The 25,634-nt window shown below is 64.3% G+C and carries 24 protein-coding genes, 1 tRNA gene and 1 riboswitch; of the genes, 14 read left to right on the top strand and 11 right to left on the bottom strand.

Annotated elements, in window-relative coordinates; all coding sequences use genetic code 11:
• Positions 1-212: 212 nt before the first annotated feature.
• Both acs and ABIB66_RS08805 read left to right on the top strand, forming a co-directional pair.
• Positions 213-2,159, top strand: coding sequence for an acetate--CoA ligase (gene acs / locus ABIB66_RS08810; protein ID WP_354254703.1), 1,947 nt, complete (start codon positions 213-215; stop codon positions 2,157-2,159).
• A 437-nt stretch (positions 2,160-2,596) separates the two neighbouring features.
• The gene (locus ABIB66_RS08805) at positions 2,597-3,112 is read left to right on the top strand and encodes a L,D-transpeptidase (protein WP_275169062.1); all 516 of its coding nucleotides are present in this window, start codon (positions 2,597-2,599) and stop codon (positions 3,110-3,112) included.
• 55 nt (positions 3,113-3,167) lie between these two features.
• On the opposite strand, the gene ABIB66_RS08800 is transcribed toward ABIB66_RS08805, so the two are convergent.
• Together ABIB66_RS08800 and ABIB66_RS08795 are read right to left on the bottom strand one after the other, a co-directional pair.
• Positions 3,168-3,755: a thermonuclease family protein gene (locus ABIB66_RS08800; RefSeq protein WP_275169060.1), complete on the bottom strand. Its 588-nt coding sequence runs from the start codon at positions 3,753-3,755 to the stop codon at positions 3,168-3,170.
• Between the two features lie 57 nt (positions 3,756-3,812).
• The gene (locus ABIB66_RS08795; RefSeq protein WP_275169058.1) at positions 3,813-4,022 is read right to left on the bottom strand and encodes a DUF1674 domain-containing protein; all 210 of its coding nucleotides are present in this window, start codon (positions 4,020-4,022) and stop codon (positions 3,813-3,815) included.
• A gap of 188 nt (positions 4,023-4,210) precedes the next feature.
• Between ABIB66_RS08795 and ABIB66_RS08790 the strand changes: the two genes are divergently transcribed.
• The 3 genes from ABIB66_RS08790 (at position 4,211) to purH (ending at position 9,191) form a co-directional block, all read left to right on the top strand.
• Positions 4,211-5,557 (top strand): RsmB/NOP family class I SAM-dependent RNA methyltransferase, encoded by a 1,347-nt coding sequence (locus tag ABIB66_RS08790; protein ID WP_354209739.1) that lies wholly within the window; start codon positions 4,211-4,213, stop codon positions 5,555-5,557.
• A 156-nt stretch (positions 5,558-5,713) separates the two neighbouring features.
• On the top strand, positions 5,714-7,432 hold the full coding sequence (locus tag ABIB66_RS08785; protein ID WP_275169155.1) for a heparinase II/III family protein: 1,719 nt from the start codon (positions 5,714-5,716) through the stop codon (positions 7,430-7,432).
• A 59-nt stretch (positions 7,433-7,491) separates the two neighbouring features.
• A riboswitch (ZMP/ZTP riboswitch) is annotated at positions 7,492-7,573 on the top strand.
• Positions 7,574-7,598: 25 nt separating this feature from the next.
• Positions 7,599-9,191: a bifunctional phosphoribosylaminoimidazolecarboxamide formyltransferase/IMP cyclohydrolase gene (gene purH, locus ABIB66_RS08780; protein ID WP_354254700.1), complete on the top strand. Its 1,593-nt coding sequence runs from the start codon at positions 7,599-7,601 to the stop codon at positions 9,189-9,191.
• 164 nt (positions 9,192-9,355) lie between these two features.
• On the opposite strand, the gene ABIB66_RS08775 is transcribed toward purH, so the two are convergent.
• A complete protein-coding gene (locus tag ABIB66_RS08775; RefSeq protein WP_275169052.1) occupies positions 9,356-10,744 on the bottom strand; it encodes an MFS transporter in 1,389 nt (462 codons plus the stop codon).
• 99 nt (positions 10,745-10,843) lie between these two features.
• On the opposite strand from ABIB66_RS08775, the gene ggt reads away from it, so the two are divergent.
• On the top strand, positions 10,844-12,595 hold the full coding sequence (gene ggt / locus ABIB66_RS08770) for a gamma-glutamyltransferase (RefSeq protein WP_354209742.1): 1,752 nt from the start codon (positions 10,844-10,846) through the stop codon (positions 12,593-12,595).
• Positions 12,596-12,745: 150 nt separating this feature from the next.
• Here ggt and ABIB66_RS08765 read toward each other — a convergent pair whose 3' ends face one another.
• Positions 12,746-13,411, bottom strand: coding sequence for a glutathione S-transferase family protein (locus ABIB66_RS08765; protein ID WP_354209743.1), 666 nt, complete (start codon positions 13,409-13,411; stop codon positions 12,746-12,748).
• Between the two features lie 151 nt (positions 13,412-13,562).
• On the opposite strand from ABIB66_RS08765, the gene ABIB66_RS08760 reads away from it, so the two are divergent.
• From ABIB66_RS08760 to panE, 4 genes are all read left to right on the top strand, one after another.
• Positions 13,563-14,159, top strand: a complete 597-nt coding sequence (locus tag ABIB66_RS08760) for a DUF2239 family protein (protein ID WP_354209744.1) — start codon at positions 13,563-13,565, stop codon at positions 14,157-14,159.
• An 89-nt stretch (positions 14,160-14,248) separates the two neighbouring features.
• Entirely contained in the window at positions 14,249-15,598 is a 1,350-nt protein-coding gene (locus ABIB66_RS08755; protein WP_354254698.1) for an MATE family efflux transporter, read from the top strand.
• A gap of 88 nt (positions 15,599-15,686) precedes the next feature.
• Positions 15,687-16,301, top strand: a complete 615-nt coding sequence (locus ABIB66_RS08750) for a 2-hydroxychromene-2-carboxylate isomerase (RefSeq protein WP_473305872.1) — start codon at positions 15,687-15,689, stop codon at positions 16,299-16,301.
• Between the two features lie 214 nt (positions 16,302-16,515).
• The gene (panE, locus tag ABIB66_RS08745; RefSeq protein WP_354209747.1) at positions 16,516-17,439 is read left to right on the top strand and encodes a 2-dehydropantoate 2-reductase; all 924 of its coding nucleotides are present in this window, start codon (positions 16,516-16,518) and stop codon (positions 17,437-17,439) included.
• 186 nt (positions 17,440-17,625) lie between these two features.
• Here the strand turns inward: panE and ABIB66_RS08740 are convergent, their stop codons facing one another.
• The 4 genes from ABIB66_RS08740 to ABIB66_RS08725 form a co-directional block, all read right to left on the bottom strand.
• On the bottom strand, positions 17,626-18,219 hold the full coding sequence (locus ABIB66_RS08740) for a c-type cytochrome (protein WP_354209748.1): 594 nt from the start codon (positions 18,217-18,219) through the stop codon (positions 17,626-17,628).
• A gap of 216 nt (positions 18,220-18,435) precedes the next feature.
• On the bottom strand, positions 18,436-19,716 hold the full coding sequence (locus tag ABIB66_RS08735; RefSeq protein WP_275169042.1) for a PQQ-dependent sugar dehydrogenase: 1,281 nt from the start codon (positions 19,714-19,716) through the stop codon (positions 18,436-18,438).
• Positions 19,717-20,094: 378 nt separating this feature from the next.
• The gene (locus tag ABIB66_RS08730; RefSeq protein ID WP_354209749.1) at positions 20,095-21,081 is read right to left on the bottom strand and encodes an NAD-dependent epimerase/dehydratase family protein; all 987 of its coding nucleotides are present in this window, start codon (positions 21,079-21,081) and stop codon (positions 20,095-20,097) included.
• 78 nt (positions 21,082-21,159) lie between these two features.
• Positions 21,160-21,234, bottom strand: a tRNA-Gly gene (locus ABIB66_RS08725).
• Between the two features lie 275 nt (positions 21,235-21,509).
• On the opposite strand from ABIB66_RS08725, the gene trxA reads away from it, so the two are divergent.
• Positions 21,510-22,433, top strand: coding sequence for a thioredoxin (gene trxA / locus ABIB66_RS08720; protein WP_354254696.1), 924 nt, complete (start codon positions 21,510-21,512; stop codon positions 22,431-22,433).
• Positions 22,434-22,464: 31 nt separating this feature from the next.
• The gene (locus ABIB66_RS08715; protein WP_354209750.1) at positions 22,465-23,142 is read left to right on the top strand and encodes an LON peptidase substrate-binding domain-containing protein; all 678 of its coding nucleotides are present in this window, start codon (positions 22,465-22,467) and stop codon (positions 23,140-23,142) included.
• A 15-nt stretch (positions 23,143-23,157) separates the two neighbouring features.
• On the opposite strand, the gene ABIB66_RS08710 is transcribed toward ABIB66_RS08715, so the two are convergent.
• The 3 genes from ABIB66_RS08710 to ABIB66_RS08700 form a co-directional block, all read right to left on the bottom strand.
• Positions 23,158-23,751 (bottom strand): cytochrome b/b6 domain-containing protein, encoded by a 594-nt coding sequence (locus ABIB66_RS08710; RefSeq protein WP_354254695.1) that lies wholly within the window; start codon positions 23,749-23,751, stop codon positions 23,158-23,160.
• Positions 23,752-23,813: 62 nt separating this feature from the next.
• Positions 23,814-24,092 carry a PepSY domain-containing protein gene (locus tag ABIB66_RS08705; protein ID WP_247357338.1) on the bottom strand — a complete coding sequence of 93 codons (279 nt, stop codon included), beginning with the start codon at positions 24,090-24,092 and terminating at the stop codon, positions 23,814-23,816.
• 214 nt (positions 24,093-24,306) lie between these two features.
• The gene (locus tag ABIB66_RS08700) at positions 24,307-24,657 is read right to left on the bottom strand and encodes a hypothetical protein (protein ID WP_354209752.1); all 351 of its coding nucleotides are present in this window, start codon (positions 24,655-24,657) and stop codon (positions 24,307-24,309) included.
• Between the two features lie 105 nt (positions 24,658-24,762).
• On the opposite strand from ABIB66_RS08700, the gene ABIB66_RS08695 reads away from it, so the two are divergent.
• Both ABIB66_RS08695 and ABIB66_RS08690 read left to right on the top strand, forming a co-directional pair.
• Entirely contained in the window at positions 24,763-25,293 is a 531-nt protein-coding gene (locus ABIB66_RS08695; protein WP_354209753.1) for a TetR/AcrR family transcriptional regulator, read from the top strand.
• A 61-nt stretch (positions 25,294-25,354) separates the two neighbouring features.
• Complete coding sequence (locus ABIB66_RS08690) at positions 25,355-25,552, top strand: Trm112 family protein (protein WP_354254693.1); 198 nt, start codon at positions 25,355-25,357, stop codon at positions 25,550-25,552.
• Positions 25,553-25,634 lie beyond the last annotated feature (82 nt).

Raw genomic sequence — 25,634 nt, 5'->3', positions numbered from 1 at the left:
AGATCTGGGTAAAGACCCGAAAGCCGCCCGTCGCCCTGTTTCAAAACTGCGACAGTCGCACGGAGCGGCTTGATCCTCCGCATGGCAGGCTGCTCGCCGAAGGTCCAGCTTGTGCACCTTGTCGGGTCCGGTTAGCCCGACGCATAATCGGTTCAACGATCAAGTCGGCTCGCCAGCGGTCTGTGCTCGGCTTGCCGTATGTGGAGGGAAGCATGTCCGAGAAGATCTACGACGTCCCCGCGGAATGGGCGAAGCGCGCCTGGGTCGACCAGGCCAAATACAAGGACATGTACGTCCGCTCGATCTCGGACCCGAACGCCTTCTGGGCGGAGCAGGCCAAGCGCATCGACTGGATGCACGCTCCGACGAAGATCGAGAACGTCTCCTTCGCGCCCGGCAACATCTCCATCAAATGGTTCGAGGACGGCATCCTCAACGTCGCCCATAATTGCATCGACCGGCATCTCCACAGCCGCGCCAACCAGACAGCGATCATCTGGGAAGGCGACGATCCCTCGCAATCCCGGCACATCACCTACAAGGAGCTGCACGACGAGGTCTGCCGGATGGCCAACATCCTGCGCACCCGGAACGTCAAAAAGGGCGACCGCGTCACCATCTACCTGCCGATGATCCCGGAGGCGGCCTACGCGATGCTGGCCTGCGCGCGGATCGGCGCGATTCACTCCGTGGTGTTCGCCGGCTTCTCGCCCGACAGCCTCGCCCAGCGCATCAGCGACTGCCAGTCCAAGGTGATCATCACCGCGGATGAGGGCCTGCGCGGCGGCAAGAAGGTGCCGCTGAAGGCCAATGTCGACGCGGCGCTCGCCAAGGCAGACGGCGTCGACTGGGTCGTCGTGGTCAAGCGCACCGGCGGCAAGATCGACATGAACCCGACGCGCGACCTCTGGTATCACGAGGCTGCCGCGATGGTGACGACGGAATGCCCGGTCGAGCACATGCACGCCGAGGATCCGCTGTTCATCCTCTACACTTCGGGCTCGACCGGCCAACCCAAGGGCGTGCTGCACACCTCCGCCGGCTATCTCGTGTTCGCCGCGATGACGCATCAATACGTCTTCGACTATCACGACGGCGACATCTATTGGTGCACCGCCGACGTCGGCTGGGTCACCGGACACAGCTACATTCTGTACGGACCGCTCGCCAACGGCGCGACCACGCTGATGTTCGAAGGCGTGCCGAATTACCCGGATAATTCGCGATTCTGGAACGTCATCGACAAGCACAAGGTCAACATCTTCTACACCGCGCCGACCGCGATCCGCGCGCTGATGCAGAGCGGCGACGCGCCCGTGAAGAAGACCTCGCGCGCCAGCCTGCGCCTGCTCGGCTCGGTCGGCGAGCCGATCAACCCGGAAGCCTGGGAGTGGTATCACCGCGTCGTCGGCGACGAACGCTGCCCGATCGTCGACACCTGGTGGCAGACCGAGACCGGCGGGATTTTGATCACGCCGCTGCCCGGCGCCACGAAGCTCAAGCCGGGCTCGGCAACTCAACCGTTCTTCGGCGTGGTGCCTGAGATCGTCGACGCCGACGGCAAGGTGCTGGACGGCGAGACATCCGGCAATCTGTGCCTGACGCGGTCATGGCCGGGCCAGATGCGCACGGTCTATGGCGACCACGCCCGCTTCGAACAGACCTATTTCTCGACCTACAAGGGCAAGTATTTCACGGGCGACGGCTGCCGGCGCGATGCCGACGGTTATTACTGGATCACCGGCCGTGTCGACGACGTCATCAACGTCTCCGGTCACCGCATGGGCACGGCGGAAGTCGAGAGTGCGCTGGTCGCACACGAGAAGGTCTCGGAAGCCGCCGTGGTCGGTTACCCGCACGACATCAAGGGCCAGGGCATCTACGCCTATGTGACCCTAATGGCCGGCGTCGAGCCGAGCGACGAACTGCGCAAGGAGCTCGTCACCTGGGTGCGCAAGGAGATCGGCCCGATCGCTGCGCCCGACCAGATCCAGTTCTCGCCAGGCCTGCCCAAGACCCGCTCCGGCAAGATCATGCGCCGCATCCTGCGCAAGATCGCCGAGGACGAGCCGGGCAGCCTGGGCGACACCTCGACCCTGGCCGATCCCGGCGTGGTCGACGACCTCGTCAAGAACCGGCAGAACAAGAAGTCCGCGTAAGGCAGTCCCGTGCCCCGGACGCAGTGCAGCGCTCCTTCGCGGTGCGCTGCTGAGCCGGGGCCCATGCAACGGCAGACTCTGTGGCTTTCTATGCCCCGGCTCTGCGTCGCACCGCTTCGCGCTGCGCCGCGTCCGGGACACGAGACCGCATCTCCGCGTTAGCGCCTCCCGGACAACGGCCGTTCACATCCTCACGCACTGGTCAGGCCGCGCCCCGGCGCCCGGGCATCTTTCCGGGCGAGTGTTGTTTTCAGGTCATTTACTTTGTTTCGAACATTTCCTTTGTTCCCCCTGCTGGCTGGCCCTTGGCGGCCGTGCGTGGAAACCATCCGGTTAACAGGCGCGGTTAAGAATGTCCCCTAACGAGGACTTGGTGAGCCGGAGATTGCCGGTTTTGCGTAATTTTGGACGGTCCGTTCGGGGCAAGGGGAAAATCGATGTCGATGAGGATTGCTGTGGCGCTGGCCGCCACCATTGGGGCTGGGGTGATGATGTCGACGGCGGCGCAGGCGCGGCCGGAAATGGTGGGGACGCACCTGGCCGACTATTCGCCGGGCACCATCGTGGTCAAAACCAACGAGCGTCGGCTCTATCTCGTCCTCGATAATGGCCACGCCGTGCGCTACCCGGTCGGCGTCGGCAAGTCCGGCAAGCAGTGGGCCGGCACCACCCGCATCGACGGCAAGTACCGCAATCCGGCCTGGTCGCCGCCTGCCGAGGTGAAGCGCGACAAGCCGAGCATCCCGGACGTCATCCCGGGCGGCTCGCCGCGCAACCCGATGGGCGTCGCGGCGATGACGCTGTCCGGCGGTGAGTATGCCATCCACGGCACCAACGTGCCGGGCTCGATCGGCGGCTTCGTCTCGTATGGCTGCATCCGCATGCTCAACGACGACATCACGGATCTCTACAGCCGCGTCTCGGTCGGCACGACGGTGGTCGTGACGCGCTGATCGCCGGCATCAGGGCGAGACGGCAAGAGCCGCGTCTTTCGACGCGGCTTTTTTGTTACCAGAAGCGCCAGCTCCGCGCGCACCAGCCGTCGCGATGGCCGCCATTGTAGTTCCGCGCGTAGCCGCCGGCGAGCAACGCCGCCGAGACATTGGCCGTGCGTTTGGTCGCGACGTCAGCGAGAACGCGTCCGTATTTATCGGAGCCGAGATTGGTGATCACCACGCCACCCTGGCCGAGCAGATCGCGCAATGCGCGGGCCGCGGCTTCGGCCTTGTCCAGTTCCTCCTGGCAGGAGGCTTTCATCTCGGGTGCATCGATGCCGCGCAGGCGAACGCGCACCACGAGATCGCGGCCGTTGCGCTGACGAACGCGTGCGAGAAAGGTGTCGCCGTCAATGGTGCGAACGACGTCGACCGGCTCACGGACGTCAGGATTGGCCTGCTGTAAGATGATTTCGGCGTCCCGCGACTGACCGTCAGTCGCATGAGGGAAGGGCCAGTTCATCCCGTGCCGGAACGTGAACACCACGGCCACCACGATTCCGACCACGAACATCCACGGCAACAGGCCTGAGAAGCGGCGGCCAAACGGCGAGCCGCTGTATGAAGGCCGATACGGATGGCTTGGATCGAAACGCGACATCCGCGCACGCTAGGGCTGAGTCGGGCAGTACGGCAAGCGAGCCTCAAAAGGCAAGCTTCAGAAGTCGGAAGCGATGCCCTTGCGCTCCCAATCGCCATAGCGGGTCGGTTCGGGTCCTTTTGGGCCCTGCAACTCCTTTGGCGCCGCCTGGCCGTTGTTTTTGGCTCGGACTGCCGCAGCCTGCCGGCGCGCGTCGGCCTCGGCCAGCGCACGCTGGGCGGCCGGCGTAAGCTGCTTGCGGTCGGGAACAGGAGGCTGGTCACTCATCGTAGGCTTTCTAGCGCGGGACGGCGCACGGCGCGACGCCCAATAACGCATTCCTGAAATGGCGCCGAAAGGGCTGAAAAAACCCGGAAGCGATTCTTACATTTGGCATATTCGCGTGCCAGAGATCGCCTTCTCAAGGCATGCGCCCATTACGGCGAACTGCCGCTCGCTCAGAACCTTGTTTCCGCATGCCTTCTCAACGTTTCGCTCCTCCATCCGAAGTGCCCGGTCTCGCGGCGCGGCGGATTGCCGCCGACATCGTCGACGGCGTGCTGCAAAAGCACCGCACGCTTGACGAGCAGCTCGATGGCAGCGGCGCCCATCCCGGACTGAAGACGCTCCCCGACCGCGACCGCGCGCTGATGCGCCGCCTGGTCGCCACCGTGCTGCGCCGGCTCGGCACGCTCGGCCATGTGCTGTCTCGGTTGCTCGACAAGGGCATTCCCTCCGACGCGCCGCGCGCGCAGAGCGCGCTGTTGATCGGCGCCGCCCAGATCCTCTGGATGGACGTGCCCGATCACGCGGCCGTCGATCTTTCCGTTCGCCTCGTGCAATCCGACCGGCGCGCCGCGCGCTATGCCGGCCTCGTCAACGCCGTGCTGCGCCGCTGCGCCCGCGAGGGCAAGGCGCTGGTGGACGAGGTTGCGGCACAGTCGCTGGATCTGCCGCCCTGGATGGTCGCGCGCTGGCGCGCGCATTACGGAGAGACGGTCGCAAGAGACATGGCGCTCGCGCTCAGCCACGACCCTTCGCTGGATCTGACCGTGAAGTCGGACGCCGCGCAATGGGCGAGCCGCTTACATGGCGAGGTGCTGCCGACCGGATCGGTGCGTACGGTGCTGCATGGCGCGGTGACCATGCTTCCCGGCTTCGCCGAAGGACAATGGTGGGTGCAGGACGCCGCCGCTGCGCTGCCAGCTCGGCTGTTCGGCGACATCAAGGGCAAATCCATCGCCGATCTCTGCGCCGCTCCCGGCGGCAAGACCGCGCAACTGGCGCAGGCCGGCGCGCACGTCACGGCCATCGACCGCTCGCCCGCCCGGGTGGCGCGGCTGCGCGAGAATCTGATGCGGTTGTCGCTCCAGGCCGAGACGGTCGTCGCCGACGCCGTGGAATGGGCGGGTCCGGCCGATGGCTTCGACGGCATCCTGATCGATGCGCCCTGCACCTCGACCGGGACGATCCGCCGCCACCCCGATGTCTCCTGGCTCCGGCAGGAATCCGACATCGCGGCAATGACCGTGCTCCAGCGGCGGCTGCTGCAAAAATCGATCTCGCTGCTCAAGCCCGGCGGGACGCTGGTCTACTGTACCTGCTCGCTGGAACCCGAAGAGGGCGAGCATGCGGTCGCCGCGCTGCTGGCCACAGAGCCTGGGCTTCGCCGGGTTCCTATCGATGCGTCCGAGGTGTCGGGACTCAGCGAGATCGTCACCGCCGAGGGCGATTTGCGCACTCTGCCCAGCCATCTGCCGAACGCCGATCCCAAGCTCGGCGGGCTTGACGGATTTTTCGCGGCCCGGCTCGTTAAATCCTGATTTTGCACTGGATTTTGCAACCACGGCGCTGATTCGCGTCGTTCAAGGTGGTGTCGGCCGTCCGATTTTGGGATTAATAAGGATTCGTCGGAATCCTCTCCCCCATCAAGGCAAGGCGTGTCGGTCGCTCAACGCAGACGTATCTCGACGCTGGTGATGAACCGCTTCGCGCGGAACATGCTCGCGCGCGCGAGCGGCGGTTCCGTCGCCCTGTCGCGGGTCTGGCCCGGCCGCGCCGACCGGCTGATCATCGCGCCGCATGATCTGCGCACCGCGGATGCGACCCGCGCCGCCGAGATCTATGCCGGCCGCTTCGTCTTCGCCGGCAAGATCGTCAATTGCCACGGCCGTTCGATCTTCGATCTCGAGCCGCCGTCGGAGGATTGGGAGGTTGCGCTGCTCGGCTTCGGCTGGCTGCGCCATTTGCGCGCCGCGGACACCGCGCTGACGCGCGCGAATGCGCGCTCGCTGATCGAGGACTGGATCGGCAACCCTGCCAGCAAGCGCCGTCCCGTCGCGCGACGCGCCGACGTGCTGGCGCGACGCGTGATCTCCCTGCTGTCGCAGGCACCGCTGGTACTGAACGATACCGACAACAAATTCTACCGTCGCTATCTGCGCGCGCTGGCGCGCGAAATCCGCTTGCTGCGCTACACCATGGTCAACATTCCCGACGGAGTGCCGAAGCTCCAGGTGCTGATCGCGCTATGCTATGCGGCGCTGTGCCTCGCCAACCAGGCAAGTCACATCCGCAGCGCCTCAAAAAAGCTCTCCGATGAATTGCAGCGGCAGATCCTGCCCGACGGCGGGCATGTCTCGCGCAACCCGGGCGCGCTGATCGAGCTGTTGATCGACCTGTTGCCGTTGCGGCAGACCTTTGCCGCGCGCAACATCGCGCCGCCGCCCGCGCTGCTCAACGCGATCGACCGCATGATGCCGATGCTGCGCTTCTTCCGCCACGGCGACGGCAATTTCGCGCTGTTCAACGGCATGAGCGCGACGCCCTCGGACCTGCTTGCCACGCTGCTTGCCTATGACGACACCCACGGCGCGCCGATGTCGAACATGCCGCATACCGGTTTCCAGCGCCTCGATGCCGGCCAGACCACGCTGATCATCGACACCGGCCCGCCGCCGGCGGCCAGCGTCAGCCACGACGCCCATGCCGGCTGCCTGTCGTTCGAACTGTCCTCCGGCATCAGCCGCATCGTCACCAATTGCGGCATGCCGACCACGGGCCGCGACAATTGGCGACCGTTCGCGCGCGGCACCGCGGCGCATTCGACGCTGACCTATCACGACACCTCGTCATGCCAGTTCGTGGAGATGTCGGCGATGAAGCGGCTCTTGCACGGCGCTCCGGTCACCAGCGGCCCCGTCGAGGTCGAGAGCTATCGCGAAATCGTGCAGAACGGCACGCTGCTCACGACGTCGCATGACGGTTACCTGACAAAATTCGGCGCGATCCACCGTCGCGTGCTAATGATCGCCAATGACGGCGCGCGCATCGACGGCGAGGACACGCTGTCGCCGCCGCAAGGCGGACGCTTCAAGGGTGCGGATGCCGATTTCGCGCTGCGATTTCATCTGCACCCGGCGGTGAAGGCGAGCCGGCTGTCCGATGCCCGCGGCGTCATGCTGGTGCTGCCGAACCGCGACGTCTGGACCTTCGAGGCGCTCGACGACAAGGTGGAGCTGGAGGACAGCGTGTCCCTGGCCGGCAATGACGGCCCGCGCCGCACCGCGCAGATCGTGATCCGCCAGGATGCGCGGCAGGCGCCCTCGATCCGCTGGAGTTTTGTCCGCTCCACCGCCTCGCCGGCGATCACGAATGCCCGCAGAAATGCGCGGCGAGAGCCGGAACTTCCGCTGTAGACGCCCGCGATTCGGCCCCATCTGATCGTTGTGAAAGCGACCGAAAACTGCTATCGAGCCCTCGCTCGCGCGACTGGCGACCTTGGATGGAGCACCATCGGGAAGCGCGGGACTGAGCAGCCGCGCGCCTGGGCATAGACACTCCTTCAGACAGAGGATCTTGCTCATGACTGACCATCCCCGCCGCGTCACCCGCGCACTTCTCTCCGTTTCCGACAAGACTGGCCTGATCGACTTCGCAAAGGCGCTTGCCGCGCATGATGTGGAGCTGATCTCGACCGGCGGCACCGCAAAGGCGATCGCCGCGGCCGGCCTCAAGGTGAAGGACGTCTCCGAGCTGACCGGCTTCCCCGAGATGATGGATGGCCGCGTCAAGACGCTGCATCCGAAGGTGCATGGCGGCCTGCTCGCGATCCGCGACAACAAGGACCATGCGGAAGCGATGACCGCGCATGGCATCGCGCCGATCGATCTCCTCGTCGTCAATCTCTATCCGTTCGAAGCAACCGTCGACAAAGGCGCGGGCTTCGAGGATTGCATCGAGAACATCGATATCGGCGGCCCCGCGATGATCCGCGCCGCCGCGAAGAACCATGACGATGTCGCCGTCGTGGTCGAGGCGCAGGACTATCAGGCCGTGCTCGACGAGCTAGCCGCCAACAAAGGCGCAACCACGCTGAAGCTGCGCCGGCGCCTTGTCGCCAAGGCTTACGCGCGCACTGGCGCCTATGACGCCGCGATCTCGAACTGGTTCAACCGCCAGCTCGAGATCGACGCGCCCGATTTCCGCGCCTTCGGTGGCAGGCTGATCCAGTCGCTGCGCTATGGCGAGAATCCGCACCAGACCGCGGCGTTCTATGCAACGCCCGACAAGCGGCCGGGCGTCTCGACTGCACGGCAGCTCCAGGGCAAGGAGCTCTCCTACAACAATATCAACGACACCGATGCGGCCTATGAATGCATCGGCGAGTTCGACGCCAAGCGCACCGCAGCCTGCGTCATCGTCAAGCATGCCAATCCCTGCGGCGTCGCGGAGGGCTCCGACCTCGTCAGCGCGTATCGCAAGGCGCTGGCCTGCGATTCCACCTCGGCGTTCGGCGGCATCATCGCGATGAACCGCGCACTCGATGCCGACACCGCGCGCGAGATCACGAAGATCTTCACCGAGGTGATCATCGCGCCCGACGCAAGCGAGGAAGCGATCGCCATCATCGGCGCGCGCAAGAACCTTCGGCTTCTGCTCGCCGGCAGCCTGCCCGATCCGCGCACGCCCGGCCTCACCGCCAAGACGGTGGCGGGCGGTCTCCTCGTGCAGAGCCGCGACAACGCCGTGGTCGACGACATGACCTTCAAGGTTGTCACGAAGCGCGCGCCCACTGATGCCGAGATGCGCGACCTGAAGTTTGCTTTCCGTGTCGCAAAACACGTCAAGTCCAACACCATCATCTATGCCAAGGATCTCGCCACGGTCGGCATCGGTGCCGGCCAGATGAGCCGGGTCGATTCAGCGCGGATCGCGGCACGCAAGGCTCAGGATGCGGCCGCCGAGCTGAAGCTCGCCGAACCGCTCACCAAGGGCTCGGTGGTGGCGTCGGATGCGTTCTTCCCGTTCGCCGACGGCATGCTCGCCTGCATCGAGGCCGGCGCCACCGCCGTGGTGCAGCCCGGCGGCTCCATGCGCGACGACGAAGTGATCAAGGCCGCCGACGAGCACGGCATCGCCATGGTGTTCACGGGCACGCGGCACTTCAGGCATTAGGTCTGTCGTGCACTAAACTCTCAACGGGTCGTCCCGGCGAAGGCCGGGACCCATAGCCCCAGGAAGTAGTTTGGTGTGCGGTACTAGCCGCGTCGCGGCAACGAGAAATCACGCGGTATGGGTCCCGGCCCCCGTGCGCAATTGCGCACTAGGCCGGGACGACACTAATTTTCCCGCACCCGCATCAACAGCGCCAGCCCCGCGACGAAGAACACCACCAGCACGGCCATGCCGGCCTTTTGGCTCGCCGTCACCGCGGTGATCACGCCGATCAGGAGCGGGCCGATGAAGGACGTCACTTTCCCCGTCAGTGCGAACAGACCGAAATACTGCGCGATGCGGTCCTTCGGTGCGAGACGGATCAGGAGCGTGCGTGAGGCCGCTTGCAGCGGACCGCCGGCTGCACCGATCAGGCAGCCAAGCACCAGATAAGCGCGCTCCGACGCAGCGGCAAACAATGCACCGCCGGGCGCGGGCGGCGCGACCTTGATGAAGAAGATCGAATCCTTGTCGACCAGCAGGATCGCCGCCAGCGCCAGCAGCAGGACCAGCATGCTGCCGGCGATCACGCGCTTCGGCCCGAAGCGATCGTCCAGCTTACCGCCAAACCACGCGCCAAACGCGCCGGCGATCGCGAGCATGATGCCAAAGGTGCCGATCTGGATCGTGTGCCAGCCGAACGTGCCAGCCGCATAGATGCCGCCGAAGGCAAACAGCGACACCAGACCGTCGGTGTAGATCATGTTGGCGAGTAGAAACGCGGCAAGCGATTTCTGCTGCGGCAGCCCCTTGATCGATTGCTTCAGCTCCGACAGGCCTTCGTGCAGTGCCTCGCGCACCGGACGCTTCGCCGGATAGTCCGGAGTGAACAGGAACATCGGCGTCACGAAAATGATGAACCAAAGCCCGGTCAACGGTCCCGCGGCGCGGTCGCCTTGACGGCTGACGGGATCGAGCCCGAACAGCGGCGTAAAGCCGAGCAGCGTGCGGCCGGTCTCGGGATTCGCGGCGAGCAGGCCGAGCACGATGATCAGGCTGACGATGCCGCCGACATATCCCGTCGCCCAGCCGGTGCCGGACAGCCGTCCGATACGCTCCGGCGGCACCAGCGTGGGCATCATCGCATTGTTGAAGAGAGTGGCGAATTCCGCGCCGACGCTGGCGAGCGCGACCGCGGTGAGCAGCGGCGGAATGATCGAGGGATCGCCCGGCTTGCCGATCCACAGCGTGCAGGATGCCAGCACCAGCACGGCACCGAATCCGGCGATCCACGGCTTCCTGCGACCCGAAGCATCGGCAATAGCCCCCAGCACCGGCGACATCAGCGCGATTGCGAGGCCCGCGGCAGCCATCGCAAAGCCCCACAGCGATTGCCCGGTGGCGGGATTCGGCGCAATGCCGGTGGCAAAATACGGCGCGAACACGAAGGTCGTGATCAGCGTGAAATAAGGCTGCGCCGCCCAGTCGAAGAAGATCCAGCTGACGACGGCCCTGCGCTGCGGATAGGTCCGCTGCGCGCCGGCGATGCGCGCATCCGGGGCGATCGTCGTCACTCCACAATCCTCATCACGAACAGTTTTGCCTCTGTCGAAACAAACCGTATAGCATTGCAACGCTGCATGTGAACTGCCCATGGCCATTGCGGAAGTTTGATGATGTCGTCTTTTTCGACACGGCGGACATTTTTCGCCTTCCTTGCCACTCTGGCGTTCGGACTTCCGACCGCGACCGCGCAGGATGCGCGGCGGGCCTATGTGCCGCCGGTGCTCGACACGGTACGTGCCGTTCCCGCCGAGCACGGCATGGTGGTCGCGCAGGAGAAAATCTCTGCGCAGGTCGGCGCCGACATCCTGCGACGCGGCGGCAATGCCGTCGACGCCGCGGTCGCGACCGGCTTTGCGATGGCCGTGACCTATCCGCGCGCCGGCAATATCGGCGGCGGCGGCTTCATGGTGATTCATTCCACTGAGCGCAACGAAGACATCACAATCGATTATCGCGAGACCGCGCCGGCTGCGACCACGCCACAGATTTTCCTCGGCGCCGACGGCAAGCCCGATGCGGCGAAGTCGCGGGATTCCGCGCTCGGCGTCGGCGTGCCCGGCACCATCGCGGGTCTTGCGCTGGCCCTGGAAAAATATGGCTCGGGCCGGTTCACGCTGGCGCAACTGCTCGAGCCCGCGATCGCGCTCGCCCGCGACGGCTTCCTCGTCGGCGACGACATTGCCGACACTCTGCCGGGGTGGCACAAGCGGCTGGTGCGCTGGCCCTCCTCGGCCAGGATCTTCTCGCGGCCTGATGGTACACCGCTCGGCGAAGGCGACCGACTGGTGCAGAGCGATCTCGCCGAAACGCTGTCGGCTGTCGCCGCACAGGGCCCGCGCGGTTTCTATGAGGGGCCGGTCGCGGAAAAACTCGCCAAGGCCGTGACTGACGCGGGCGGCATCATGACGCCGGCCGATTTGAAATCCTATCAGGCGGTGATCCGTGCACCGGTGCGCGGCACCTATCGCGGCTATGACATCGTGTCGATGCCGTTGCCGTCGTCGGGCGGCGTGGTGCTGGTGGAGACGCTCAATATCCTCGAAGGTTTTCAGCTCGCGAATCTGAAGCAAGGATCGCCGGCCTCGCTGCATCTGCTGATCGAGGCCATGAAGCGTGCCTATGCGGACCGTGCGCGCTATCTCGGCGATCCCGCCTTCGTCAACGCACCGATCGGGACGCTCACCGCCAAAGACTACGCCGCCAAGCTGCGGGCAACCATCTCCGCCGATCGCGCCACGCCGTCGAAACAGCTCGTTTCCACCGCGGCCTCACCGCATGAGGGCAGCAACACCACGCATTTTTCCGTCGTCGACGCTAGCGGCAACGCGGTCAGCAACACCTATACGCTGAACTTCAGTTACGGCGTCGGTCTTGTCGCCGACGGCACCGGCGTGCTGCTCAATAACGAGCTCGACGATTTCACAGCGGCGGTCGGCGCTTCCAATGCCTACGGCCTCGTCGGCTTCGAGGCCAATTTGCCCGGGCCGGGCAAGCGGCCGCTGTCCTCGATGTCGCCGACCATCGTGCTGAAGGACGGCAAGCCGGTACTGGTGACGGGCTCGCCGGGCGGCAGCCGCATCATCTCGACCGTGCTCCAGGTGATCGTCAACGTCCTCGATTACAAGATGGACGTCGCGGCTGCCGTGGCCGCACCGCGGCTGCATCACCAATGGCTCCCCGACGAGGTCCGGGTCGAGAGCGGCTTTCCCGATAATGTGCTGGTCGAGCTGAAGGCGATGGATCATCTCATCGTCACGCCGATGGGGCAGACATCGGCGAATTCGATCGCGGTGACCGCCAACGGTCCGCTCGGCGCGCCCGATCCGCGTACCCGAGGTGCGGAAGCAGCGGGGCAGTAACTCTGTCCTTGCATGGCGCGAAGGCCGTCGGCCGGCTTGCGCGCGGGCCGCGCGTGCTACCACCGCGAGGCCAGAGAAACTGTCAGAGACGCGCGGACGCGTATTACATGCGAACTGGCGGGCACTGTCGCGCAGGGCGCACTGAGGAAGTTAGCGCCCCACCTGATACGGACCGCCCTTCTCGAGCGCTCTCGCGTAGGCCGGCCGCGCGTGAATGCGCTCCAGAAACGCCATCGCCTTGGGATGGCCAAGCTCGAGCCCGCCGCGCGCCTGGGCCGCTTCGAGCGGAAAGCTCATCTGGATGTCGGCAGCGGTGAACTCGTTGCCGGCGAACCACTCGCTCTTGCCGAGCTCACCTTCCCAGTAGTCCATGTGCTGCTTGAGCTGCGGATTGACCAGCGCGGTGAGCGCCTGGTTCGAGACCTTGCGCACCAGCGGGCGGAGCAACGCCGGCGCACGCTTCGGCATCAGCGTGAACAGCAGCTTGAGCAGCAGCGGCTGCATCGCCGAGCCTTCCGCATAGTGCAGCCAATAGGCGAAGCGCAGCCGCTCGGGCGTGTTCGGCGGCGGGACTAGCCGGCCGTTGCCGTAGGTGGCGATGAGATATTCGATGATCGCGCCGGATTCGGCGATGGTGTTGCCGTTGTCGGTGATCACGGGCGACTTGCCAAGCGGATGGATCGCACGCAACTCCTTCGGCGCGCGCATGTCCGGCTGGCGCTGATAGCGCACGATCTCGTAGGGCACGCCCAACTCCTCGAGCAGCCACAGCACGCGCTGCGAGCGCGAATTGTTGAGGTGATGAACGGTCAGCATCGCGTGGTCCCCGGGGCTAGGCATGGTTCGATCAGCCGCGCGTTCGTGCCAGCCCGGGAACGCAATGTCGAGCCATCCGGTCGGTTATTTTAACCCGGGTATATTGACCTCAGCAATTTACCCGGGTATTAAAGTCGCCATCTCGACGAATATGGCAATGATTCCAATGCAGAAGACTTTCACCGCTTTCCAAGGGCATCGCCGTCTGGTCTCCGGGCCGGCGGGAGAGGTCGCGCTGGTCATCAAGCGGATGGCGGAGCGGCCCGACGAACCCATCATCATCTTCGAGGACGCCACCGGCCGATCGATCGACTTCGATCTGCGCGGCGGAGACCGCGAGGTGCTGGCGCGGCTGGCGAAGCTTGTCCCGCCCCCGGTTGAGGACACTCCATCGCCGAGCGAACCGCGCGGCCGCGGCCGGCCGAAGCTCGGCGTGGTCGCGCGTGAGGTGACGCTGCTGCCGCGGCACTGGGAGTGGCTCAGCGCGCAAGCAGGCGGCGCTTCGGTGGCGCTGCGGAAACTTGTCGAAGAAGCGCGGCGCGCAAGCGGCGACAAGGACCGCGAGCGGCAGGCGCGCGATGCGGCTTATCACTTCATGTCGACCATGGCCGGCAATCTGCCGCAGTTCGAGGAAGCATCGCGCGCGTTGTTTGCGGACGACCGGCGGCGTTTCACCGGACTGATCGCAGATTGGCCCGTCGACATCCGCGACCACATCGTCAAGCTCGCCTATAGCGACCGCGCTTAGGCGCGCGCCTTCTCACAACCCCATCGACGACCGCGCCGCGCGCACTTCGCGTGGCGACGGTTCCGCACGCCCTGACGAAAGGCGAATCCATGTCCGCCGCCAAGCCGCCCTGGAAAAGTTTTCTGCGCTTCGTCGCGCCGTTGATGCTGAGCAATGCGCTGCAATCGCTGTTCGGCACCCTCAGTAACGTCTATCTCGGCCAGATGGTCGGGGTCGACGCGCTCGCGTCGGTCTCGGCGTTCTTTCCGGTGTTCTTCTTCCTCTTCGCCTTCGTCATCGGGCTAAGCACCGGCGCCACGGTGCTGATCGGCCAAGCCTATGGTGCAGGCGAGCAGGGCCGGATCAAGCTCATTGTGGGCACGACGCTCGCGATCGGCCTGCTGCTCTCGATTGCGATTGCACTGATCGGCGGGATCTTCAGCCGCCAATTGATGACCATGCTCGCAACGCCTGCGGATATTCTCGACCAGGCCAGCGCCTATGCCCGAATCATGCTGCTCACCATGCCGCTCGGCTTCATCTTCCTGCTGATGACGGCGATGATCCGCGGCGTCGGCGACGCGCTGACGCCGCTGCTGGCGCTAGCCTTGTCGACCGCGATCGGCTTGATCCTGACGCCGATGCTGATCCGCGGGTCGTTCGGATTTCCGGCGGCCGGCATCACCAGCCCGGCCTGGGCGGCGGCGATCGCGAACGCGCTGACGCTGGTCGCGCTGGCGGCCTATCTGCTCCGAAGAAAACATGCGTTGGCACCGGACGCTGCACTGCTGCGCCATCTGCGGCTCAATCGTGCGGTGCTGAGACAAATCCTTGGCATTGGACTGCCGAGCGCGATCGGCATGGTGGTGATGGCGATCGCCGAGCTGGTGCTGCTCGGCCTCGTCAACGGGTTCGGCTCGAACGCAACCGCAACCTATGGCGCGGTCAACCAGGTGATGGGCTACACGCAGTTCACGGCGATGTCGATTTCAATAGCGGTCTCGATCCTCGGCGCCCAAGCGGTCGGCCGCGGCGACAGAGCGGGGCTCGACGGCATCGTGCGCACCGGACTTGCGTTCAACATCGTCCTGACCGGCGGGCTGGTGGCACTGATCTATCTCGCGCCGCGCGCCGTGCTCGGCATGTTCATCACTGATGATATCGTGCTCGATCTGGCGAAGGGCTTGCTCAACATCGCGCTGTGGAGCTCGGTGCCGTTCGGCCTGGCGACGGTGTTTTCGGGTGCGATGCGCGCCGCCGGCGTGGCGCTGACGCCAATGCTGCTCGCGATCTTCGCCATTGGAGCAATCGAACTGCCGTCCGCGGTGATCCTGAGCCGCACGATCGGCCTTGAGGGTGTGTGGGCCGCCTATCCGATCGTGTTCTGCTCCATGTTCCTTTTGCAGATGGGCTATTACCTTCTGGTGTGGCGCAAGCGAACGATCCGGCGTCTGATCTGACGACATCATCAAGAGATTATGACCGTCATTAAATGGTGGACCCGCGGCGCGCGCTGCGCCACAATGCGAAAAAGCGACGTCAGGGAGGATGATTTTGACCCGCACAGCCCCGCAATTCCTGTTCGATTTCGGCAGCCCGAACGCCTATCTCAGTCATCTCGCGATCCCCGCCATCGAGCAGCGCATCGGCGTCAAGTTCGAGTACGTGCCAATCCTGCTCGGCGGCATCTTCAAGTCGACCAACAACAAGTCGCCGGCCGAGACGTTCGCCGGTATCAAGAACAAGCGCGAATTCCACGCGGTCGAGACGGAGCGCTTCGTCAAGCGCTTCCAGGTTCAGCCCTACGTCATGAATCCGTTCTTCCCGGTCAACACGCTGAACCTGATGCGCGCGGCGATCGCGGCGCAGCTCGAGGGCGTGTTCGAAGCATATGTCGAGGCCGCCTTCCACCACATGTGGCGCGAGCCGAAGAAGATGGACGATCCGGAAATCGCGGCGAAGGCGCTGGCGTCCTCCGGCCTCGACGCGCAAAAACTGTTCACCCGCGCCGGGGAACCCGAGGTGAAGGGCAGACTGATCAAGAACACCGAAGAGGCAGTCGCGCGCGGCGCGTTCGGCTCGCCGACCTTCTTCGTCGGAAACGAGATGTTCTTCGGCAAGGAGCAGTTGCGCGAGGTAGAGGAGATGGTGTCGGGGAAGTGATTTTCGTATGATGGACAGATCGAGCCATCATCTCCGATGTCGTCCTGGCAAAAGCCAGGACCCATAACCACCGAAGGCTATGGCTGGGACGAGCTGGGGCTTCAACTTGCCCGACAACATGCAGTCGGGGTAATGGGTCCTGGCTTTCGCCAGGACGACGGCAAGAAACAACGACGACGGCAAGAAGCAATCAAGAAACAACAAGGACAATCCCATGCGTATCCTCGTGGTCGGCGCTGGCGCCATCGGCGGCTATTTTGGTGGCAGGCTGTTGCAGGCCGGCCGCGACGTCACCTTCCTGGTCCGGCCACGGCGCGCCAGCGAGCTCGCGAGCGCTGGCTTAGTTATCAAGAGCCCGAACGGCGACGTGACGCTGAAAAATCCGCCAACCGTTCAGGCCGACGCGCTCAAGGAAAAGTTCGAGGTCGTGCTGCTCAGCTGCAAGGCCTTCGACCTCGCTGACGCCATCAAGTCGTTCGCGGCAGCAGTCGGGCCGAATACCGCGATCATCCCGATGCTCAACGGCATGAAGCATCTCGACATCCTCGACGGCAAGTTCGGCAAGGAGCGCGTGCTCGGTGGCCTCTGCGCCATCGCCGCGACGCTCAACGAGAAGCGTGAGGTGGTGCAGCTGCAGCCGATGCAGTCGATCAATTACGGGGAGCGCGACGGCAAGCTGTCGGATCGCGTCAAGGCGATCGACGAGGCCTTCAAGAGCGGCATCGTTGGGGCCAGCGCCAGCCAGAACATCATGCAGGACATGTGGGAGAAATGGGTGTTCCTGTCCTCGCTGGCGGCGTCCACCAGCCTGATGCGCAGCTCTGTCGGCAATATTCTCGCCGCTCCCGGCGGCAGGGATTTCCTGCTCGGCATGCTGGACGAGACCAGCGCGATCGCCGCCGCGTCGGGCTACTCGCCGGGCGGGCCGTTCTTCGAGCGCGTGAAGGGTAACCTCACAACCGAGGGCTCGCCGATGACGGCCTCGATGTTCCGTGACGTTAAGGCGGGCCTGCCGGTCGAGGCCGATCACGTCATCGGCGATCTCATCGCCCGCGCCGACGCCGCCAAGGTGCCGGTACCGAAGCTGCGCATCGCGTACACGCATTTGAAGGCGTATGAGAAGCAGCGGGCGGGGTAAGGCCCCTCGCTCGATCGTCATCCCGGGGCGCGCATGGCGCGAGCCCGGGATCCATAACCACAGGCCGTGGTTATGAACCGAGCTGGTCACGACGAGTCTTCGCCAAACCACTCCCTGTGGTTATGGGTCCCGGATCTGCGCTTCGCTTGTCCGGGACGACGGTGGAGTTTTGCAGCACATCGCGCGCTATTTGAAATACGCAAGATAGTGCGAGACGGCGGTGATTTCCTCATCGCTCATGTGATAGGCGACATCGGCCATCGCCGCGCCTCCGCCGCCGACGCGCTGGCTGCTCTTGTAGTCGTGCAGCGCCTTGACCAGGTATTCCTCGCGCTGTCCCGCCAGCCGCGCGACGGCCTTGGTGCCGGCAAAGCTATCCGTATGGCATGATGCGCAACGGCGGCCGGCGGCAACCTGGGCGCCCTTTTTCGACAGGTCCGGATCCTTGTCCTCCGCCGCTGTCGGCGGCGTCAGCGCTGCGAAATAAGCGCCGAGATTGCGGACGTCCTCGTTGGTAATTTCCTCGGCGATGGGCTGCATCTGGTCGTTCTTGCGCGAGCCGGCGCGGAAAAACACGAGCTGCCATTGCAGGAATTGATCGGGCTGCCCGGCGAGCGAAGGAATGTTCTCGGTCTGCGAGATGCCGTTCTCGCCGTGACAGCCGGCGCAGACGGCGGCCTTCTCCTTGATCGCGGCATTGTCGGCGGCGCTTGTGGGGAGAGAACCGAGCGCTGCGAGCGCAACCGCGCTGATTGCGTGCGAGATGAACTGCCGGCGCATGATTGGAATTTCCGATCTATCGAACGCGTCATTCCGGGGCGAAGAAGCGCGAGCTATGATGCGCAATTGCGCATCTGAGAATTCCATAACCCGCGTTCGTGGCTATGGGTTCCGCACCTGTGCGCAAGCGGCGCCCAACTCCGGGCGACGACGTGCGAAAATGAAATGAGAAAGGCTGCGGTGCCCCTCGGCACCGCAGCCTCGTGTCATCTTACGCTACTTCTTGCTGTAGCTGATGCGGTAGATCGCGCCGGCCCAATCGTCGGCGACGAGGATCGAGCCATCCTTGGCGAGGATGATGTCGTCGGGACGGCCGAGATAGCCCTGGTCGCCCTCGATCCAGCCGGAGGCGAACACCTCCTGCTTGGCGTTCTTGCCGTCGGGCCCGACGATCACGCGCATGATGCGACCGCCCTGGTACTTGTGACGATTCCAGGAGCCGTGCTCGGCGATCAGGATGTTGTTCTTGTACTCGGCCGGGAATTGGTCGCCGGTATAGAACTTCATGCCGAGCGGAGCGACGTGGGCACCGAGGTTCAGCACGGGCGGCGTGAACTCGGAGCACTTGTGGCCCATCGCGAACTTGGTATCCGGCAGGTCACCCTGGTGGCAGTAGGGATAGCCGAAGTGCTCGCCGATCCTGCTGATCATGTTCAGCTTGTCCGAGGGCAGATCGTCGCTGATCCAGTCGCGGGCGTTCTCGGTGAACCAGAACTTGCCGGTGCGCGGATCGACGTCGCCGCCGACCGAGTTGCGAACGCCCAGCGCATAGATTTCCGCATTGCCGGTCTTGGGATCGACACGGCGGATCTGCGACACGCTGGTCGGGGGCACGCCGATGTTGAAGGGCGGTCCGAACGGAATGTAGAACCAGCCTTCCTTGTCGACCGCGATGTACTTCCAGCCATGCGCGGCATAGGACGGCATGTCGTCATAGACGACCTTGCCTTCGCCGGGACTGTCGAGCTTGTTCTCGATGTCGTCGTAGCGGATCAGCTTGTCGACCGCGATGACGTAGAGCGCACCGTCCTTGACAGCCAGACCCGTGGGCATGTTCAGGCCCTTCAGGATCGTCTTGACTTCCTTCTTTCCGTTGTTGTCCTTGATGGCATAGACGTTGCCGAGGCCGAAGGATCCGACGAACAGCGTGCCCTTGTCACCCCAGGCCATCTGCCGCGCGGCCAGCACACCGGACGCGTAGACCTCCATCTTGAAGCCCGGCGGCAGCTTGACCTTCTTGACGATGTTGGCGAGCTCGGCGTCGGACGCGCCGGTCGGCGGACCCGACGGCGGCGCCAGGCCCTTCTGCGCCTCGGTCTCGTCGCCGAGGAACCAGTCGTCCGGCGGATGGGTCCAGAACTCCTTGGTGCCGGATTCGTATTTCTTCAGCGGCTTGTTCTTGTCCTGCTGCTGCGCGTGACCGGCGCTTGTCCCCGCGAGAAGGGCAACCGCTGCAAGCGCCAGGACGGATTGAAAGACGGATCGATGGAATTTCATCGCGTCACTCCCCTAAGGCAGCCATCAGGGCTGCACGTTATTTTGTTTTGCTAGTCGAGAGGCGAAGTTTGGACTCTGTCGAGAGGACAGACGAAAAAGGTTAGCACATCTGCCCGCGGAGAGAAGCGCGCCGCGTGCGCTGCGATAGCGCTCAATAAAAATTGAGACGGAAAGTCAACGATGGCGAATGCCGCGACGACAACGCTCTCGCTGCAGCGCGGAATCAAAATCGCGCGCGGCTAAATTGCGGGCAGCAGGAGCTCCGGAACAAAAAAACGCGAAAACAACCCCATGCACAGTAGAAATGCTCTGGCCATCTTGCTGCCGGTGACCCCGGCTAGACATCTGACGCGTCGAGCGAATTAGCAAAGGTGGCGACTACGTGGCGACGGGGTAGGGACCATCGTCGAAAATCGTCTCATGATAGCCCTTCGACCCGATATCGCGCGCCAGCGTGCTGCGAAAATCGCGGCCCTCGCGAAGGCAGTTCAAGACATGCGCGAAGTGGAATTCGGGCCGCCAGCCCAGCTCGCGCCGTGCGCGCTCATTGACATAAACACGGTCGATCGCTGGGAACAGTCGCCAGCCGCGCGCCGCAAAGAGCTCCGCACAATCCGGATAGAGCTCACGCACCACAGCGGCCGCGTCACGTGCAAGTGCTGTTAGATGGCGCTGCTCGAACGGGCTCGTCGCTGACACAATGTAGCGGGCAAAACCGATGTTCGGCGCACGCTCGGCGGCGAGCAGATGGGCGCTCACCGCATCCGCGATATCCAGCCGGCGATAGAGCAGCTCGTTGGCCCGCGCATTCTCCGGAGCGTAAGCCGATCGCATCGCCGGATCGTCATCGTCTTCCGGGAAGAAGCGCGAGGTCCTCAAGACCACGACAGGCAGGCCGCGCTCGCGACAGAACAGCTCGCAGAGAGTCTCAGCCATCAGTTTGGTCGTGCCGTAGATGTTCTTCGGGATCGGCGGCAGGTCCTCGGTGACCCACACCGCGGCCTGTCCCGCCTCGGAGCGAAGCTGCGAGCCAAACGCGCTGGTCGTGCTGGTGAAGACAAAGCTACGCACGCCAGCGGCCACAGCCGCTTCGAGCAGGTTGAGCGTGCCGATGACATTGGTGTCGATGAAATCTTGCTTGCTGTGGGTCACCACATGCGGCTTGTGCAGCGTCGCGGTGTGGATCACCGCGGAGACGCCGTCCATCTGGCCCCGCACGAAATCGGGATCGACGATCGAGCCGACGGCATCGGTGAAGGATGACGCCTTCAGGTCGATCCCACGCGCAGGCGAACCGCGCCCGTGGAGCGTGCGGAGAAGGGCTTCCCCGAGATGGCCTGCACTGCCGGTGACCAGAATTGTCATTCGTGACCCAATACAGCCGCCAGCGGCGTGGAAGAACACGTGCCCGTCCGGTTCGGCTGGATGCTTTGGGAGAAAAATTGGAGCGGGCGAAGGGGCTCGAACCCTCGACCCCGACCTTGGCAAGGTCGTGCTCTACCACTGAGCTACACCCGCATCCTGTGTCGGTCGCATGACTGCGCCGGCAACGGCTGTCGTATGCCAAAAGCGGGAGGGGAATGCAACAGCTACCGGCGGCATAGATGCGCAATCGGAGGCCCAATATGAACCCGAACGCGGCCAAATGACCCAAAAATGCCCCGGAACCGTCGAATCGGCACGCACGGATTGAAATTCGGCCGTCCCGGCCCAATTTAGGGCCAACAGCGAAGCATATGAATTGGCGACGTGCTAAAGACCCGCCAATTCCAGACATCAGACGAGGGGATCCCGTGACGATCATCGACCAGGGTAACGGAGCAGCGGGCCCGGCTGCCGCCGATCTGATCAAGGACACGACCACCCAGACCTTCGTGAAGGACGTCATCGAGGAATCGAAGCGCCAGCCGGTGCTGATCGACTTCTGGGCGGAGTGGTGCGGGCCCTGCAAGCAACTCACGCCCTTGCTGGAAAAAGCGGTCAAGGCCGCCAAGGGCAAGGTCAAGCTGGTCAAGATGAATATCGACCAGCACCCGGCGATCCCGGGCCAGATGGGCATCCAGTCGATCCCGGCAGTGATCGCCTTCGTCAACGGCCAGCCGGCCGACGGCTTCATGGGTGCGGTCCCAGAGAGTCAGCTCAACGCCTTCATCGAAAAGCTAACCAAGGGCGTGGCCGCGCCGGGTGAGCCGAATATCGCGGAAATCCTCCAGGAAGCCGAGGCCGTGCTCGCCGAGGGCGATGCCGCCGCGGCCGCCCAGATCTACGCGGAAGTGCTGCAGCTCGAATCGACCAACATCGCAGCCCTTGCCGGGCTCGCGAAATGCTACGCCGTCTCCGGCGCGATGGAGCAGGCCAAGCAGACGCTCGCTATGGTGCCGGAATCCAAGCGCAACGACCCCGCTGTGAAAGCCGTGCAGACCGCGATCGATCTCGCCGAGCAGGCGGAGCAGCTCGGGCCCGTCGCCGAGCTGGAACAGAAAGTCGCCGCAAACCCGCTCGATCATCAGGCCCGATTCGACCTCGCGATCGCGCTGAACGCGCAAGGCAACCGGGCAGCGGCCACAGAGCAGCTGCTCGCGATCATCAAGCGCGACCGCAAATGGAACGACGACGGCGCCCGCAAGCAGCTGGTGCAGTTCTTCGAGGCCTGGGGCGGCACGGACGATGCAACCGTCGAGGGACGCAAGCGCTTGTCGATCATCCTGTTTTCCTGACGCGCGCTGGCAAGGCCAGGGAACCCTGCAGATGCCGATCAACATCGAATATCGCGGGCCCGCCGACCTTCCGGAGATCCTTCCGGTGTTTCCGCTGCCGGGCGCGCTGCTGCTGCCGCGCGGGCAGATGCCGCTCAACATCTTCGAGCCGCGCTACCTCGCGATGGTCGACGATGCCTTCCGCGATGGCCATCGCCTGATCGGCATGATCCAGCCCGACATCGCGCACTCGCCCAAGAATTCCGACAAGCCGGCGCTGTTCCGTGTCGGCTGTGTCGGCCGCATCACCCAGCTCGCCGAATCCGGCGACGGCCGCTACATCCTCGAGCTCACCGGCGTCTCGCGCTTTAGAGTGCTCGAGGAGCTCGAAGTGCTCACCGCCTACCGGCAGTGCAAGGTGGATTTCTTTGCCTTCGTCGACGACTTCACGCCGCGCATGGGCGAGGAGGAGGTCGATCGCGAAGCACTGCTGACGGTGCTGGCGGACTTTCTGAAGGCCAACGACCTCAAGGTCGACTGGGAGGGCGTCGAGACCGCCCCGAACGAAGCGCTCGTCAACGCACTGGCGATGATGTCGCCCTATGGCGTGGCCGAGAAGCAAGCGATGCTTGAAGCGCCCGACCTGAAGACCCGCGCCGAAATCCTGGTCGCGGTCACCGAGATGGATCTCGCGAAGAAGCGCACCAGCGGCGATCCGCCGCTGCAGTGATCGGTGCGTGCGCGCTCAGGAATGACCGCGGATGCGCTTACGTCCGGTGATCATCGCGCTGATCAGGTTCTCGCGTTGAAGGCGCCCCATCATCAGCACGCCCAAGATGTGCAGCACGACCAGGACGATGACCGCGTCGGATGAATAGTGGTGGGTGTCCTCGACCCACCAGACGCCGAAAAATGTCACGGTCACCGACATCGCGCCTGATATCGTCGAGACCGCGAGCGAGACCAGCAGCGCCACCAGCATCAACGTGCCGGCGGGATTGAGACCGATATAGCGGCCGGTGATGCCGCGGCGCAGATTCCAGAGATAACCCGGTGCGGCCCGAAGCCTGACGCCGACCATGCGGAAGCGCGAATAGCGGCTTCCCCAAAGACCCCAGACCAGACGGAACGCAACAAGCCCGAGTACGGTATAACCGACGATGCGGTGAAGTCCGTCATAGACGGTCGGCGTGAACCACGCGGCCAGAACGCAAGCCGCGAGCGCCCAGTGCCAGAGCCGCAGCGGGAGGTCCCAGACCGCGACTGTCCGCGCAACGGCTCGATCCGCGGGGGTCCGGTTGGACTCCCCGCGTGCGTGCGGCACCGTTTCTTCGATCAAGCGAGGACCACCCTCAGGCATGACTTTGCGCAGACATTTGCGCGCAGACCATCTCGCGCGGTCTACTTCGCAATCGTGTGCTTCAGGCTGAGATCTTCGGGGCTGTAGAACAGCTCGTAAAGCTTGCCTTCCTTGACGCCGTAGACCTCGTAGCACGAGCCTTCGATCTTGGAGCGCCGCACCTCGTAGCCGAGCGCCTTGGCCTTGGCTTCGGCTTCGCTCGCCGGCTTCCACGACGCCTTGTCGAGCTTGGTGCAGTCCTTGAAACCATCGGCCAAGGCGGCCGATCCCATGCCAATCCCGATCGTCAATGCAACGGCAACAACACGAATAACCTTCACGAACGTCTCCTCTTCTGTCGTGGGCGCTACGCCCTGAGGCGAAGCGGGACCGAAGGAAGCAAAGCACATGATGAAGTCAATCCGCAGCTACGGCGGAAGCCTTTAGAGATATTCTAACGATCCGAAAAAGCTCAGCGCCCTCCGTGCGCAACGTGCATTTGGCGCGTCGATGCGGCCTTTCGCCTCACAACAGCATGACTGCGATATACCGCGCCTAGTAGCCGGCAGCCGCCATCGCGACGACAGCACTGAGCGCCATCCAGCCGAAGTGGCGACCGCGCGTTGCCCATGCGTTGGCGAGAGCGGCGAAGCCGAACACGCCGGCCATGGTGACGACGATCCAGTGGCGCGCCGGCTCCGATTCCATCCAGGGCGCCGCGATCAGAAGCACACCACTGCCGATCCAGGCGACGGTCGAGGCCTGCCAGACCAGGCGGATCAGGGTGCGGAGCCGTTCCGGCTCGATGCGGGCGCGCGCAAAGACCTTGGTCTCGCCGAGAATGCCATGAATGAGGGCCACGATAATGGTTACGACCCCGGCGCACTGGAGCAAGAGATCACGCATCGTCAAAACTCCTGAAAACTTTTTCCATACAGCTCTGTATGGCGAGATAAGCGCTGGCCTGCCGGCTGTCAATACACTAGTGTATGGTCGAATCCGGAACCCGACATGGCCGAACAGCTCACCGCCGACGACTGGATCAAACAGGGCCTGAAGGCGCTCGCGAGAGACGGCTTCACCGCGCTGAAGGCCGATCCGCTGGCGAAAGCCATGGGGGTGTCGCGCGGCAGCTTCTATTGGCATTTCGCCGATCTCGGCGCCTTCCATGCTGCTCTCTTGAAGCGCTGGCGCGAGATCGCGGCCGAGCAGATCATCGCCGATGTCGAGGCGGACAGCGACGAGCCGCTGAAAGCGCTACTGCTCAGGACTTTTAGCGCGCGGCTCGACCTCGAGCGCGCGGTGCGGAATTGGGCGGCCTTCGATGCGGCGGCACAAACGGCGGTGCGTGCCATCGACCGGCGCAGGCTCGACTATATCGAGGAGCTGCTGAGGAAGCGCGGGTTCGAAGCGGCGACGGCGCGAGCCCGCGCGCAAATCCTGTACTGGACGTTTCTCGGCTTCGCCCTGTCGGGCCCGCCATTACCCGCCGCGCGGCTCGAGGGTCTGCTCGACGAGATCCTGCGCATGGTCTCCGCTTGAGGCGATGCGATGGGCTGCTACGATTTTTTATGCTAGAGGCAACCGACCGCCGGAGACCCCCATGAATGCGCCCACCGAACGCCCCGAAGCCAGCGTCGATCCCAAATTGCTGGAGATTTTGGTCTGCCCGCTGACCAAGGGTCCGCTGGAGTTCGATTCCGCAATGCAGGAGCTGATCTCGCGCAGCGCCAAGCTCGCCTATCCGATCCGCGACGGCATCCCGATCATGCTGCCGGAAGAGGCCCGTAAGATCGATTGAGAGACTTGTGGCCCGGTGGTCGTTTGGCGCGATGACCGCGCCGCACCCCAGGTGTCGTCTAGGCCTAGTGCGCAATTGCGCA

Origin of the sequence: Bradyrhizobium sp. F1.13.3, from assembly GCF_040548265.1 — a bacterium.
GTDB lineage: Bacteria > Pseudomonadota > Alphaproteobacteria > Rhizobiales > Xanthobacteraceae > Bradyrhizobium.
The sequence above is the reverse complement of the archived record's forward strand: the minus strand, read 5'-3'. Positions and strand labels throughout refer to the sequence as shown.